The following is a 15420-nucleotide window of genomic DNA, read 5'->3' as shown; positions in this document are numbered from 1 at the left end:
AAGGTTGAGGGCACCAAGACCTGGGTTGATGCAGACAACCAGGACGGAAAACGAGCGGAAAGCATTACCGTAAGACTTTTTGCAGACGGAAAAGAAACCGCAAGCAAGACTGTGACAGCAGATGATGGCTGGAAATACAGCTTTACAGACCTGCCGAAGTATGCAGACGGAAAAGAGATCGTATATACGGTAACTGAGGATACAGTGCCGGATTATACAACCAAGATTAACGGTTATAACATTACCAACAGCTATACACCAGGAAAGACCAGCATCAGCGTGACCAAGGCATGGAATGACAGCAACGACCAGGATGGAAAGCGTGCGAAAGAGATCAAGGTGCAGCTGTATGCAGATAAAACAGCCAAGGGAGAAGCAGTTGTCCTGAACGAAGGAAACAAGTGGACCTATACCTGGAACGGCTTGGCAGCAAAGAAGGCCGGAAAGGATATCACCTATACAGTAGAAGAGGTCGGAACGGTATCTGGATATACAACTGTAGTGACCGGGGATGCTGAGACCGGATTTATCATCACAAATACCCATACCCCAGAGACAACCAAGGTAGAGGGAACCAAGACCTGGGATGATGCAGACAACCAGGACGGAAAACGAGCAGAAAGCATTACCGTAAGACTTTTTGCAGACGGAAAAGAAACCGCAAGCAAGACTGTGACAGCAGATGATGGCTGGAAATACAGCTTTACAGACCTGCCGAAGTATGCAGACGGAAAAGAGATCGTATATACGGTAACTGAGGATACAGTGCCGGATTATACAACCAAGATTAACGGTTATAACATTACCAACAGCTATACACCAGGAAAGACCAGCATCAGCGTGACCAAGGCATGGAATGACAGCAACGACCAGGATGGAAAGCGTGCGAAAGAGATCAAGGTGCAGCTGTATGCAGATGAAACAGCCAAGGGAGAAGCAGTTGTCCTGAACGAAGGAAACAAGTGGACCTATACCTGGAACGGCTTGGATGCAAAGAAGGCCGGAAAGGATATCACCTATACAGTAGAAGAGGTCGGAACGGTATCTGGATATACAACTGTAGTGACCGGGGATGCTGAGACCGGATTTATCATCACAAATACCCATACCCCAGAGACAACCAAGGTAGAGGGAAGCAAAACCTGGGATGATGCAGACAACCAGGACGGAAAGCGCCCAGAGAGCATCACTGTTAACCTTCTTGCAGATGGCAAAATCACAGCTACCAAGACCGTGACAGCTAAGGATAACTGGTCCTACAGCTTCACTGATCTTCCGAAATATGCAAACGGCCAGGAAATCACTTACACTGTAAGCGAGATTCCAGTACCTGAGTACACAACAACTACTGATGATAATTACAACATCACCAACAGCTACACCCCAGGCCAGACCAGCGCGTCTGTAACCAAGATCTGGGCTGACGCTGACAACCAGGATGGCATTCGTCCAGAGAGCATTACCGTAGCTCTCCTTGCAGACGGAAAAGCAACCGACACAACGGTTACTCTGAACGCTGCTAACAACTGGACCCAGACTGTAACTGGTCTTCCGGAAAAAGCAGATGGAGAGTATATCACCTACACCTGGACCGAGGTTAATGTTCCAGAAGGCTACAGCCTGACAGGAACTTCCAAGACCGGAATTGTAACCACTCTGACCAACACTCATACACCAGAGCTTACTTTCATCACCGGAACTAAGACTTGGAATGATGCAGACAATCAGGATGGAAAACGTCCAGAGAGCATTACTGTAAACCTTTTTGCAAACGGAACTCTGCTTACGAGCCAGACCGTAAGCGCTGATGCAGACGGAAACTGGAGCTACAGCTTTACAGACCTTCCGAAATATGCAAATGGCCAGGAAATCACCTACACCGTAACCGAGGATGCAGTTGAAGGCTACACCACAGAGCTTGATGGCAACAATATCGTCAACACTCACCAGCCAGAGATCACTGAGATTACTGGAACCAAGACCTGGAACGATTCCGACAACCAGGACGGCAAGCGCCCAGAAAGTATCACCGTAATCCTTCTTGCAAACGGAGCAGAAAAAGATCGCCAGACCGTAACCGCAGATGAAGCAGGAAACTGGACTTACACCTTCAAAGAACTGCCAAAATATGCAAACGGCCAGGAAATCACCTACACCGTAGCTGAGGAGGAAGTAACTGATTACACTACAACCTATGATGGCAATAACATCACCAACAGCTACACTCCAGGAAAGACCAGTGCAACGGTAACCAAGATCTGGAACGACGCAGACAACCAAGATGGAAAACGTCCGGTGAGCATCACCGTAAGTCTTCTTGCAGACGGTGAAGCAATCGGTGAGACAGTCACCCTGAGCGCCGAGAACAATTGGACACAGACTGTATCTGATCTTCCGGAAAAAGCAAATGGAAAAGCAATCGAATACACCTGGACTGAGGAAGCTCTTCCAGAAGGCTACGAACTGACCGATAACAGCAAGAATGGAACCGTAACCACCCTGACTAACACCTACGCTCCAGAAACTGTTTCCATCACCGGAACCAAGACCTGGGACGACGCAGACAATCAGGATGGCAAGCGTCCAGAGAGTATTATCATCAATCTTCTTGCAAACGGCGAGATCGCAGCAAGTCAGACTGTAACCGCAGACGGAGCAGGAAACTGGACCTACACCTTCACAGATCTGCCGAAATATGCAAATGGTGAAGAAATCACCTACACCGTAACCGAGGAAGCTGTGGAAGGCTACGAAACAAGTGTAGACGGATTTAACATCACCAACGCTTACACAACCGAGACAACTGAGGTGAAGGGCTCCAAGACCTGGAACGATGCAGACAACCAGGACGGCAAACGTCCGGAGAGCATCACGGTAAGACTTCTTGCAAATGGCGAGGAGAAAGACAGCAAGACCGTAACTGCAGATGAAAATGGAAACTGGACCTACAGTTTCGAAAACCTGCCGAAATATGAGGCTGGAAAAGAAATTGCATACACCGTAACCGAGGATGCAGTTGCAGATTACACAACCGAGATCACCGGCTACGATATCACAAATAGCTATGCACCAGGAAAAACCAGCGTCACAGTTACCAAAGCATGGGCTGACAACAATGACCGCGACGGCCATAGACCGAAAGAAATCAAAGTTCAGCTGAAAGCAGATGGCGAGAACAGCGGCGAGGAAATCACCCTGAATGCAGAGAACAAGTGGACTTACACATGGTCCGATCTTGACCAGAAGAAAGCTGGAAAAGATATCGTCTACACCGTAGAAGAAACCAGCGAAACAACTGGTTACATTTCTGAAGTAACAGGAGATGCTGCCGAAGGATTTGTTATAACAAACACAATTACCTCCGTCAAGATCAGCAAAGTGGATATTACCGACCAGAAAGAGCTGGCAGGTGCCCATATCCAGGTAATCGACAAGGATGGAAATGTTGTAGATGAGTGGGATTCCACCTGGGAATCACATGAAGTAACAGGTCTTAAGACCGGTGAGACCTACATCCTTCGTGAGACCGTAGCTCCAGACGGCTACGCAGTTACAGCTGACACAACCTTTGTGCTGAAAGAAGACGGAACTCTTGACAAGGACAATACCAGCACAACCATCGCAGATGATGGAAGACTTCTGGTAGAAGACAGCAGAACTTCTGTAAAAGTAAGCAAAGTAGATATTTCGGATGGAGAAGAGCTGGAAGGTGCTCACATCCAGATCATTGACGGGGATGGAAATATCGTAGACGAGTGGGATTCTACTAAGGAAGCTCACGTTACCGAGAAACTGAAAACCGGTAAAACCTACACCCTTCGTGAGACGGTAGCTCCAGATGGATACTTACTTACAACTGACACCACATTTGTGCTGAAAGAAGACGGAACAGTTGATACCGAAAAGACAACAACTGTTTCCAAAGATGGCGTATTGCTGGTACAGGATAGCCTGGCAACATCCGCATCTATTGCAGTAACCAAGAAACTTACCTATGTAGGTGAAAATCTGGTAGCAAAAGATCAGACCTTCTACGTAGCCCTGTATTCTGATGAAGAATGCACACAGAGAGTATCTGATATAAAAGCTCTTGAGTTCAAGAATTCAAATGCTTCCACCGTAGTATTCTCAGAGAATATTAAGGCAGGAAAGACCTACTACATTGCAGAGTGTACAAAAGACGGAATTTCTCAGGTTATTGGAGCGCTTGCAGATGGAACCACCTATGAAGCAGTATTTGGCGATGGTAACTCCACAACAGTAACTGAAGCCGATGGAACAACAACTGTTTCCTTCGAAAACGTATTCAGTAGCTTCCCGCCAGACGGTTTCTACAGACAGGGCCAGCTGACAATTACTAAGAGAGTTCTGGGAGCAGACGGAGATACCAAGAACAGCGATAAAGTATTTTATGCAGGTATCTTTGATGACGCAGCTCATACACAGCTTTCACAGCAGGTTGAGCAGAATATTATCGAACTCAAGATGGATGGTGGTTACGAAGTAAGCGAGATTATCAATGTTGGTCTTGCCCAGCCAGGAACAAAGGTAACTCTGTACGTAATCGAAACCGATTCCAACGGAAAACCAATTGCAGGATCCGAAGACTTTGGATATAAAGTTTCCGTAAGTGCAGACTCCGTTACAATCGATGATACCAATATGACAGCAGAAGTAGTTATTACCAACCAGGAAGAAGCTACAGAGACCCCAACTCCAACACCTTCTTCTGATGACGGAAATGGCGGTGGTTCCGAAGATCATTCCGGCAGCTACGGCGGCAAATCACCGAAGACCGGAGACGACACACCGATCGGAACCTATCTGATGCTTCTCCTTGCAGCCGCAATGCTTGCTGCTGAGACAGAGAGACGCCGCAGAAGAAACAAAAGATAATAAGGCATGAAAAGATTTCTGGACAGATCAGAAACCATAACATGGCAGGTACAAAGGAAGGCGGTCCGCACACAAAGCGGATCGCCTTTTTTCTGCAAAAAAAAGTCAAAAAACATCCCGAAGAAAGAGTTGACGAAACAGCCCTGCTGGTATAATGAAGTTAAATTAAAGGATATTACATTTGGAAATAGCTTAATAGATTTCAGGAGGTTTCCATTATGAGAAAGAATACATTAAAAAAAGCAATGGCAGTTATGATGTCAGCAGCAATGCTGGCCACTGGATATACAGCAGCTTCCGCAGAAGGTTTCACAGATGCTGAGACACTTGCGGAGATGGATGCTTTTAACGCAGGTGATGAAGCTGTATATGTAGAAGAAGTTCAGCCGGAGCAGACTCAGACAGAGGTTCAGCCAGAAGCCACACAGACTGAGGAGGTTCAGGCAGAAGAAGCCCAGGAAGAGTTCCAGATAGAGGAATCTGCCCAGGAAGAAGAGGCTTTTGTTGATGGATTCACAGATGGCTCCGCAGAAGCTGAGACAGCTGAATTTACAGATGGAACAGGTGAGGTTGGCGAGGCAGAGGAAACTACAGCTGCTTACGATTTCCGTTTTGAGAACGAGGAAGTTATCATTACCGCAAAAGTTTTCGATGAGACAGCTCTTCCAGAAAACGCAGAAATGAACGCTGTAAAGCTTGAAGCCGGCAGCGAGAAATACGAAGAAGCAAAACAGGCTTCCATCAGAGACCTTGGCACAACAGAAGATGACGAGTACACCTTCTATGATGTAACCTTCACAGTAGACGGTACTGAGATCGAAGTTCCAGACGAAGCAGTTGTGATCAACATCGAGTTCAAAGATGTTGCAGCAGAAGAGAACACAACCCAGAGTGCTCTTCACATCCAGGAAACCGAGGAAGGCGTAGTAGCCCAGGATGTAACCGCAGAGTCCTCAGACGGAACGCTGAAATCCGTAGGATTTAACTTCTAAAATTCAATAACAACAAGCAGATGCAGGACTTTCTGAGAAATCAGAAGGTCCTTCTTGTATTTTGAATTTGGGCGTGCTACTATGAATCTGTAGATATCTTTTGATCTGTGAAGCGTTTCCTGCGTAAGGAGGAAAAATGAGCAGAAAGACACAGAACAAAAGAAAAAGAGATACTGCTTACCATCCTGAACTGCATACAAGAGATGTGAACAGTCGGGAGATCTTCAAAAACGATACGCTTGCCAGCCAGTTTTTGAGAAATTATACAAACATTCCCCTGTTTGCCAATGTCAGACCGGAAGATATTAGGGATGTATCTAGCAAATACCGGGCATTTCTTGGTGTAGAATATGAGGCAGATACCATTAAGAAGGTATACATTCGGGATGCGGATGGAACACTGAAAAAGGAAGTCTATGTGATTTCCCTGATCGAACATAAAAGCGACATCGATTATGATGTTGCAATGCAGCTTCTCCGATACATGACAGTAATCTGGCAGGATTACAAAGAGATGCAGAATAAGAAGGATGCGGATAGCAGCAAGCGGAAGAATTTTCGGTATCCACTGATTGTTCCTATTGTTTATTATGAAGGAACCAGGAAGTGGACAGTTGATTTTCATCTGAAAGATCGGATTGAATTTGCGGAACAGATGGAAAAATATATCCCGGATTTTTCCTATGAGGTAGTGAGTGTCAATCAATATACAAATGAAGAACTTAGTATGAAGCGAGACGAGATGTCTCTAGTTATGCTAATTAATAAAATACAAACGCCGGAGGATTGCGAGAATTTCCGAAAGGTATCCGAGGAGCTTGTCAACTCCATTTACAGCAATGCGCCGGAAGCGATAAAAGAAATTTACAAGAAGATTTTATGGACTCTACTAATAAAGATGAATGTGCCCGTGGATGAGGCAAGAGAGATGATGGGTGAGATTGGAGGTCGTGGAATGGGTTATCTGTTTGAAAACATGGAGAAAATGGACATCCAGGCTGAAAGACGAAATACGCAGAGAGAAAGAGAACGAGCTGATGCGGAAAAAAAACGGGCAGATGCGGAAAAAGAACGAGCGGATGCGGCTGAATTAGAAATTCAAAGATTAAAAAGAGAACTTGAAAAACGAGCAAATGTAACTGAAAACTAAATTTAAGTAAGGGAAACAAATCACGATGAAAGGTATTAATACGTAAACTGTTAAAAGTTTAGGCAAAATTTTATAAAAGCAAGCCGAAGGCTCTCAGAGTGACTCTGAGGGCTTTCTTTGGCTTATAGGAAAAATATAGCTGTTCAAAACAAAAAATAAACAATAAAAGAAGAAAATACGTACAGAATATGTTGAAAATAGACAAAAACAATGCTATCTTAAATATTAAGGATTAAATAAAAAAGCCTGGATATCCAGACTTCTCTATCCCACACACTGTGGAGTCACGTAATGTGACGATTTGAATAAATTCTTATTTGAACTTATGATGTAAATTTAGTATGGTACTAAACTATTTTCAGTATAATAATCTGGCAGCGAAAAGTCAAGATAAAATAGAGGGAGGGCTTTATGGGAAGGGATTATTTCTTAGGATTAGATATGGGAACAGGTTCTCTGGGCTGGGCGGTAACAGATTCTGAATACAAAATATTAAAAAAGTATGGAAAAGCCTTATGGGGCGTAAGATTATTTGATAGTGCATCTACCGCAGAAGAACGAAGAGTGTTTCGAACAAATCGAAGAAGGTTAGACAGGCGTAATTGGAGAATACAGATTTTACAGGAGCTTTTTGCAGAAGAAATAGTTAAAGTAGATCCAGGATTTTTTCTTCGAATGAAGGAAAGTAAATATTATCCAGAAGAGAAACGAGATATGGACGGAAAATGTCCAGAACTCCCCTACTCCCTATTTGTTGATAAGGATTACACGGATAAAGATTTTTATAAAGAGTTTCCTACTATCTATCATCTTAGAAAATGGCTTATGGAAACGGAAAAAACTCCAGATATTCGTCTGGTGTATCTTGCAATTCATCATATGATGAAACATAGAGGTCATTTTCTTTTATCTGGAGATATTAGTCAGATAAAAGAGTTTAGCAGTACATTTACCACATTAGTTCAAAATCTGAGAAATGAAGAGCTTGAATGGACACTAGAGATAAATGAAGAAAAACTTTCTGAAATTGAGGAAATCTTAAAAGATAAAAATATTACCCGTTCAACTAGGAAAACCAGATTAGTGAAAATATCAGGAGCAAAATCTGCCTGCGAAAAAGGTATTATAACTTTAATTACAGGTGGAACAGCAAAATTAAGTGATATTTTTGGAAATACAGAACTTAATGAAAGCGAAAGACCTAAAATTTCCTTTGCGGATAGTGGATATGATGACTATATCGGTGTAGTTGCGGATACACTTGGAGAACAATTTTATATTATAGAATCCGCAAAAGCTGTGTACGATTGGGCTATATTGGCGGATATACTTGGTGACAGTTCATCAATATCAGAAGCCAAAGTAAAGATATTTAAAAAGCATAAGAATGACCTTGCCTATTTAAAATCAGCTGCAAAAAAATATCTTACAAAACAAGAGTACAATAAGATTTTTGTGGATAACGAAGAAAAATTGCATAATTATTGTGCTTATATTGGAATGGCAAAGAAAAATGGCCGTAAGGTTTCTTTGGAAGCCAAAAGATGCTGCAGTCAATCTGAATTTTATGATTTTTTAAGAAAAAATGTTTTACCATGTTTAAGTGACCAAAAGATAAAAGAATATCTTGAAAATGAAATAGAGCATGAGACTTTTTTGCCTAAGCAGGTCAGTAAGGAAAACAGTGTAATTCCATATCAGGTTCATCTGTTTGAGCTAAGAAAAATATTAAAAAATATGGAAAATAAAATTCCTTTCATTGCCCAGAATACAGAAAAAATTATCCAGTTATTCGAGTTTAAAATTCCATATTATGTTGGTCCGTTAAATGGAAATAAGGTGGGAACAGGAGGCAATTTTAGCTGGGCTGTAAGGCAGAAATGTGGAAAAATATATCCCTGGAATTTCAATGAGATTATTGATACGGAAGCAAGCGCAGAGGCATTTATCAGACGAATGACAAATAAATGTACATATCTGATCGGAGAAGATGTTTTGCCAAAAGATTCTTTATTGTATAGCAAATATATGGTATTGAACGAACTGAATAACTTGAAATTGAATGGAAATGCCATTTCTGTTGAGTTGAAACAGAGAATTTATACAGACGTATTTTGCCGATACCGAAAAGTGACAATAAAAAAGTTAAAAAATTATCTGGTGACACAAGGGCTGACCGAAAGGAATGTGGACATTACTGGAATTGATGGAGATTTTAAAGCCACTTTGACATCCTATCATGATTTTAAAGAGAAGCTGACAGGTGTTAATCTGACTCTAAAGGAAAAAGAAGAAATAATTCTTAATATTGTACTGTTTGGAGACGATAAGAAGCTGTTAAAACAAAGATTAAGCAAACGTTTTCCAGAGTTATCAGCAGGACAGATGAAAGCTATTTGTACATTGTCCTATAAAGCATGGGGACGCCTATCTAAAAACTTTCTGGAAGAGATAACAATTCCTGCCCCGGAAACTGGTGAAGTCTGGAATATAATAACTGCATTGTGGGAAACAAATGATAATCTGATGCAGTTGTTAGGCCGCAAATATAAATTTATGGAGGCAGTAGAGGAGTTTAATTCAGATAAAAAATCAGATTCCCTAAATTATGAAACGATTCAGGATTTATATGTTTCTCCTGCTGTAAAAAGACAGATTTGGCAGACTTTGCAAGTAGTGAAAGAACTTCGTAATGTTATGGGAACGGAGCCGAATAGAGTTTTTGTAGAAATGGCGAGGGAAAAAGCAGAAAATAAAAGAACTATATCACGCAAAAAGCAGTTACAGGAATTATATAAGAGCTGTCAGAAAGATGAAAAAGAGTTAATATCGGAATTGAACAATGCAGAAGAACAAACTTTGAGAAGTGATAAATTGTATTTATATTATACCCAAAAAGGAAGGTGTATGTATTCCGGGGAAACTATTGATTTGGATGAGTTATGGGATAATACAAAATACGATATTGATCATATTTATCCACAGTCGAAAACAATGGATGACAGCTTAAACAATCGTGTATTGGTAAAAAAAGTGGAGAATGAAATAAAATCAGACAATTATCCCATTGCGCCAGCTATTCGAAAGAAGATGCAAAGTTTTTGGAAATCGTTGTTAGAGGGTGGATTTATAAGTGAAGAGAAATATAAAAGATTAACCAGAAATGAGACGTTTGATGAGAATGAGTTGGCAGGATTTATTGAGCGTCAGATAGTAGAAACCAGACAGGCAACAAAAATAGTAGCCGATATTTTAAAGAGGGCATTTCCTGACTCTGAAATTGTTTATGTAAAGGCGGGAACGGTATCCCGATTCAGGCAGGAGTTTGATTTGATAAAAGTTCGTGAAATAAATGATCTTCATCACGCAAAAGACGCTTACCTAAATATTGTTGTTGGAAATTCCTATTATGTGAAATTCACAAAGAATGCAGCATGGTATGTGAAAAATAATCCAGGACGTACCTATAACTTAGAGAGAATGTTCACTTCCAAATATGACATAACAAGGAATGGGGAAACTGCGTGGAAAGCTGGATGCCAGGGGACTATTGTAACTGTAAGAAAAATAATGCAAAAGAATAATATTTTGGTTACAAGAAGGTCTTATGAAGCAAAAGGCGGCTTATTTGACCAGATGATCTTGAAAAAGGGGAAAGGACAAATTCCAATTAAAGGAAGTGATGAAAGACTTTCTAATATTGAAAAATACGGAGGGTATAATAAGGCCACTGGCGCATATTTTATGCTGGTGAAATCAAGGGATAAAAAGGGAAAAGATATTCGAACTTTAGAATATGTTCCTTTATATCTTAAGGCAGAAATTGAGAAATCAGAAGAAGATGCAAAGAAGTATCTGATAAAAGAAAAAGGGTTGAAAGAGCCTGAAATTCTTATAAGAAAAATAAAAACAGATACCTTATTCGAAGTTGATGGTTTTAAAATGTGGCTGACAGGGAGAAAAGGAACTCAGGTAACTTTTGCTGGTGCGAATCAGTTAATCCTGTCATTGAGTGAAACAAAATGTATGAAGAAAGTGCTTAAATATGTCCAGAGGAGGCGCGAAAACAAAAATCTGATTTTATATGAAAGCGATGGTATAGCTGAAAGTGAATTGGTAAATCTGTATGATTGTTTTTTATATAAACTTCAGAATACCATATACAATAAAAAACTATCCTTGCAGGTAAAAACATTATCTGAGAAAAAAGAAAATTTTGTAGGATTAAGTAAGGAAGAGAAATGTGTTGTTTTAAGTGAAATCCTTCATATGTTCCAGTGTCAAAGCGTTAATGCAAATTTAAGTTTGATCGGAGGCCCGGCCAATGCAGGTTCGCTGGCAATTAATAGCAATATCACAGACTGCAAAAATATATTTATTATAAATCAATCTCCTACAGGTATGTTTGAAAAGAAGATTGATTTGCAGAAATTATGAGTTGGAGAATTGTTGTCATTTCAAAGAGAGCAAAGCTGGATTTACAGTTGGGCCAGATGGTGGTGAGAAGTGATGACGTTACAACCAAAATTATATTAAGTGAGATTTCCACACTTTTAATAGAATCAACAGCTGTTTCTTTAACAACGAGTCTCATTGCAGAGTTGGCAAAAAGAAAAATCAAGGTAATCTTTTGCGATGAAAAGAGAAATCCGTCTTGTGAACTGGTGAATTATTATGGCAGCCATGATACAAGCAATAAGGTGCGAAAGCAGATTGTTTGGAAGAAAAACACCAAGGAAGCGGTCTGGACAGAAATTGTTTCAGAGAAAATAAGAAAACAGAAGGAACTATTGGAAATTTTAGGAAAGGAAGAATCAAAACTGTTGTCTTCATATCTGGAAGAGATAGAATGGGGAGACAAAACAAATCGTGAAGGACATGCGGCAAAAGTATATTTTAATGCTCTTTTTGGAATGGATTTTACCAGGACGGAGGACAATTACATTAATGCCGCTTTGAATTATGGCTATTCTATTATTTTATCTGCTTTTACCAGAGAGATTACAGCAAATGGGTATTTAACACAGCTTGGAATTTTTCATGATAATATGTTCAATCAATTTAATCTTGCATCTGATTTTATGGAACCGTTTCGCATTTTAGTGGACAAGAAGGTATGTAAAATGGAATTGCTGGAATTTGAACATGATGAGAAAATGCAGCTTGTTGACATTCTAAATCAAGAGGTACAGATTGACGGAAGAATTCAATATGTAAATAATGCCATAAAAATTTACTGTAAAAGTGTGCTGGAAGCTTTGAATGAAGATGACAGTTCGCTGATTCGATTTTATAAGATTGGGTTATAGGTTTATGAGAGTATTAGTCTTTTTTGACTTACCTGTAGTGACAAGTGAAAACAGGAGAACATATTCGAAATTCAGAAAATTCCTACTAAAGAATGGTTTTATTATGTTGCAGGAATCTGTGTATTGCAAACTCGCGCTGAATGGAACCGCTGTAAATGCCATTATAGATAATGTTCATAGGAATAAACCACAGGAAGGACTGGTTCAATTATTGACTGTGACGGAAAAACAGTATTCTAAGATGGATATTATTATTGGGGAACTGAAAAGTGAGGTTCTGGACAGTGATGAAAGGCTGGTGATTTTGTGAAACTTGTTCATACTGAGCTTACAGGTGAAATTTTAAAAGAGGGGAAAGAATTTTCTGAATGGATCATTGAATCGCCAGCTTTGTTTTCTGGATATTTGCAGGAACTCTATGGACAATGCGAGAAGCGAGAGGGACGGTTTGTGTTGTCTGATAGAGATAAAGAAGTAGATTTGGCAAGAGAAGTAGAAATTATAACGGATCCTTTTGCTGTAGATTTAAATGGCAGAAAAATATTAAATAAGTTGTATGCTGAATTGGGCGAAGTGTCACGAGCAGAGGAAATGTATACGAAGACATTAGAACTTACACAGCGTATTCAGGAGTATATTTTGCAATTGGAGGAAAATACGAATCATATTTTACAGTTCAACGATGAAATGGATATTTCTGGCTTGTTGAAGATGATGGATGTAAAAATAGAGGATTCGGAAGATTTTTTTTTCGAACGCTTATGTAGTTACATAAAAAATGCAGTGAATGTGTTGGGGGTGAGGCTGTTTGCTTTTGTTAATCTGAGAAGCTATTTAACTGATGAGCAGATGCAGGAGTTGATAAAAGAAATAATATATCAGGAAATACAGGCGTTATTCATAGAAAACCAGGAAAGGACTTGCCTTAAGGGAGGAATGCGGTATATTATAGATAAGGATTATTGTGAAATATTTTAAAAATGTTTGAGTACCTTATTTCACGCAAATGATGGCGATTCATTTTTGAACTTTGAGGTTTGAGAATGATGTAAAAATGTATGGTACTCAAACGTAAAAGCCACATACATAAGCACATTATCTGTTTGAGAATGATGTAAAAATGTATGGTACTCAAACGCATGGGGCGGAGACCACTACAGTGATTTGTTTGAGAATGATGTAAAAATGTATGGTACTCAAACCATTTTTTCGTCTGCTACTTCCAGATCATTGTTTGAGAATGATGTAAAAATGTATGGTACTCAAACACAAAGCTTCTTACAGAAGAACAGAACAGGTTTGAGAATGATGTAAAAATGTATGGTACTCAAACTGTATATGCTAACATGAAATGGGCTATCAAGTTTGAGAATGATGTAAAAATGTATGGTACTCAAACGCTTCGGCGCGGATCCGGAGCCTGAGGCGTGTTTGAGAATGATGTAAAAATGTATGGTACTCAAACGAGATAACAGTAAACGACAAACAGAAACCGGTTTGAGAATGATGTAAAAATGTATGGTACTCAAACCGTGTCAATTTCGTGCTCCCCTGGGACACAGTTTGAGAATGATGTAAAAATGTATGGTACTCAAACGGATGATTGCGATTTTAAGACAGCTTTTACGTTTGAGAATGATGTAAAAATGTATGGTACTCAAACAAGATCAAGGCCATCCTCTCTCCCTCGCTGTTTGAGAATGATGTAAAAATGTATGGTACTCAAACTCTCTTTGCAGCCCTCTGTACTGTTCTTCTGTTTGAGAATGATGTAAAAATGTATGGTACTCAAACTGGAATGACACCAGCAGAAAGAGCAGTACAGTTTGAGAATGATGTAAAAATGTATGGTACTTAAACGGTGTTAGCCTCAGAAGTGCTGACCTCAGTATTTGAGAATGATGTAGTAATTGTAGTGCTAAATGGGAAAAGGGCATACTGGCGGCGGTCAGATATGCCCTTTTCGTCATTTATGCTGCTCCCGCCACGTCCGCGGGGAAACCCCATACACATTTTTAAAAGCCCGGGAGAAGTGGAGGGCGTTTTCGTAGCCTACGGCGGAGCCGATATCCCCTATAGATAAGGTGGTTAATTTCAGTAATTCCGCCGCTTTGGTCATTCGGTAATGAATAAGAAACTCCTGTGGAGAATGTCCTGTGCTGGCGCGGAAAATCCGTCCCAGATAGCTTCTGTTAATGCCGCATACAGCGGCCACATCCTCAATAGAAATATCATTTTGGAAGTTCTGTTCAATAAAATTAATCGTCTCTTTGATATAATAATCACTCATTTTACTGCTGGCGGCAGGCTGCGGCCTGGCAACAGATTGTGCAAGCAGATCCGCAAAAAGATAGAAATGTCCCATCAGATGAAAGGGGGATTGCTCTGAATTCTGAGAAATATAAATCAGTTCATCAGCCATCCTTTTCCGTGCTTCCCCAGACCGGGCAGCATAGACCGGAGCATCCTTGGAAAAGCCACAGACATTGAGAATTTCTGTAGTACGCAGCCCGTCAAACTCCACCCAGACATATTCCCAGGGTACCTGAATATCTGCCACATAAGTGGTGATCTGCCCGGGAAAAATCATAAAGCCCTGTCCACTTCGAATCTGGTAATTTATATTCTGTCCCTTGGAATTAGTCGCCATCAGGGTGCCGGTTCCGGAAATGACATAGTGAAAAAGATAGTGATTCCGCGTTGCCGGACCGAATAAATGCCCCGGGGTACACTTCTCATGGCCATATTGGTAAAGGCATAGATCAATGAAATTTTCGCTTGGGAAAATGTGAAAGTTGTTGTCCATATCTGGAAATCTCCTGTTCTTTTTTTTAATCGTTTCTTTAACAGAACTTTAATAGCGATAGTATGATACCAGTGACAAAAGACCTTTTGACACTCATATTATAGTATTACTTAATCAAAATATGCCATAATACGATATTACATTTCATTATACCACAAAAAAGCATTATAAAGATATAAAATAAGAAAAATTAAGCTATTTAAGTGTTGATTATGGTATGTTATACTGGAACCAATAAGAGAAAGACAGATCCATTTACGCATTTAA

The 15420-nt window shown here is 40.2% G+C and carries 8 protein-coding genes and 1 CRISPR repeat array; of the genes, 7 read left to right on the top strand and 1 reads right to left on the bottom strand.

Going from position 1 to position 15420, the window contains the following annotated elements; translation table 11 throughout:
* The 7 genes from LIQ05_RS11315 to csn2 form a co-directional block, all read left to right on the top strand.
* On the top strand, nucleotides 1–4896 hold a 4896-nt coding region (locus LIQ05_RS11315; RefSeq protein WP_226820674.1), incomplete at its 5' end, for a Cna B-type domain-containing protein.
* Nucleotides 4897–5114: 218 nt separating this feature from the next.
* Nucleotides 5115–5888, top strand: coding sequence for a hypothetical protein (locus tag LIQ05_RS11310; protein WP_226820672.1), 774 nt, complete (start codon nucleotides 5115–5117; stop codon nucleotides 5886–5888).
* Nucleotides 5889–6024: 136 nt separating this feature from the next.
* The gene (locus LIQ05_RS11305; protein ID WP_226820670.1) at nucleotides 6025–7038 is read left to right on the top strand and encodes an Rpn family recombination-promoting nuclease/putative transposase; all 1014 of its coding nucleotides are present in this window, start codon (nucleotides 6025–6027) and stop codon (nucleotides 7036–7038) included.
* 411 nt (nucleotides 7039–7449) lie between these two features.
* Nucleotides 7450–11475, top strand: coding sequence for a type II CRISPR RNA-guided endonuclease Cas9 (gene cas9, locus LIQ05_RS11300; RefSeq protein ID WP_226820668.1), 4026 nt, complete (start codon nucleotides 7450–7452; stop codon nucleotides 11473–11475).
* On the top strand, nucleotides 11472–12347 hold the full coding sequence (gene cas1 / locus LIQ05_RS11295; RefSeq protein WP_226820667.1) for a type II CRISPR-associated endonuclease Cas1: 876 nt from the start codon (nucleotides 11472–11474) through the stop codon (nucleotides 12345–12347). The genes cas9 and cas1 overlap by 4 nt, the downstream gene beginning before the upstream one ends.
* A 4-nt stretch (nucleotides 12348–12351) precedes the next feature.
* Nucleotides 12352–12657 (top strand): CRISPR-associated endonuclease Cas2, encoded by a 306-nt coding sequence (gene cas2, locus LIQ05_RS11290; protein ID WP_226820665.1) that lies wholly within the window; start codon nucleotides 12352–12354, stop codon nucleotides 12655–12657.
* Nucleotides 12654–13325: a type II-A CRISPR-associated protein Csn2 gene (csn2, locus tag LIQ05_RS11285; RefSeq protein ID WP_226820663.1), complete on the top strand. Its 672-nt coding sequence runs from the start codon at nucleotides 12654–12656 to the stop codon at nucleotides 13323–13325. Before cas2 ends, csn2 begins: the two co-directional genes overlap by 4 nt.
* Nucleotides 13326–13382: 57 nt before the next feature.
* A CRISPR array of direct repeats spans nucleotides 13383–14207; the repeat unit is 36 nt; unit sequence GTTTGAGAATGATGTAAAAATGTATGGTACTCAAAC.
* 106 nt (nucleotides 14208–14313) lie between these two features.
* Here the strand turns inward: csn2 and LIQ05_RS11280 are convergent.
* On the bottom strand, nucleotides 14314–15153 hold the full coding sequence (locus LIQ05_RS11280) for an AraC family transcriptional regulator (protein WP_226820661.1): 840 nt from the start codon (nucleotides 15151–15153) through the stop codon (nucleotides 14314–14316).
* Nucleotides 15154–15420: the final 267 nt, after the last annotated feature.

Origin of the sequence: Blautia glucerasea, assembly GCF_020537505.1 — a bacterium.
Taxonomy (GTDB): domain Bacteria; phylum Bacillota; class Clostridia; order Lachnospirales; family Lachnospiraceae; genus Blautia_A.
The sequence above is the reverse complement of the archived record's forward strand: the minus strand, read 5'-3'. Positions and strand labels throughout refer to the sequence as shown.

Excerpts from the sequence above, each read along its gene's own strand:
- LIQ05_RS11310 (WP_226820672.1), top strand. The coding sequence starts at position 5,115 with ATGAGAAAGAATACATTAAAAAAAGCAATGGCAGTTATGATGTCAGCA.
- LIQ05_RS11305 (WP_226820670.1), top strand. The coding sequence starts at position 6,025 with ATGAGCAGAAAGACACAGAACAAAAGAAAAAGAGATACTGCTTACCAT.
- cas9 (WP_226820668.1), top strand. The coding sequence starts at position 7,450 with ATGGGAAGGGATTATTTCTTAGGATTAGATATGGGAACAGGTTCTCTG.
- cas1 (WP_226820667.1), top strand. The coding sequence starts at position 11,472 with ATGAGTTGGAGAATTGTTGTCATTTCAAAGAGAGCAAAGCTGGATTTA.
- cas2 (WP_226820665.1), top strand. The coding sequence starts at position 12,352 with ATGAGAGTATTAGTCTTTTTTGACTTACCTGTAGTGACAAGTGAAAAC.
- LIQ05_RS11280 (WP_226820661.1), bottom strand. The coding sequence starts at position 15,153 with ATGGACAACAACTTTCACATTTTCCCAAGCGAAAATTTCATTGATCTA.